This window comes from Synechococcus sp. CCAP 1479/10 (assembly GCF_019038515.1).
Taxonomy (GTDB): Bacteria; Cyanobacteriota; Cyanobacteriia; order PCC-6307; family Cyanobiaceae; genus Cyanobium.
The window spans coordinates 1-304 of sequence record NZ_JAFKRJ010000087.1 but is presented as its reverse complement, the minus strand read 5'-3'; the positions used below and the strand labels follow the sequence as shown (position 1 = coordinate 304).

Sequence of the window (304 nt, the reverse complement as noted above, 5' to 3'; positions counted from 1 at the left end):
CGCCATCGCCTTCTCCGGCCCGATCGCGGTGTTCGTCAGTGTCTTCCTGATGTACCCCCTGGGTCAGAGCAGCTGGTTCTTCGCGCCTTCCTTCGGGGTGGCGGCGATCTTCCGCTTCCTGCTGTTCCTGCAGGGCTTCCACAACTGGACCCTGAACCCGTTCCACATGATGGGCGTGGCCGGCATCCTCGGCGGTGCCCTGCTGTGCGCCATCCACGGCGCCACGGTGGAGAACACCCTGTTCGAGGACAGCGACCAGGCCAACACCTTCAAGGCGTTCGAGCCCACCCAGGAAGAGGAGACC

At 64.8% G+C, this 304-nt stretch carries 1 pseudogene; it reads left to right on the top strand.

Annotation, left to right across the window (positions count from 1 at the left end):
- Positions 1–304, top strand: a pseudogene (locus tag KUG39_RS17785) (photosystem II D2 protein (photosystem q(a) protein)); the annotation flags it as partial.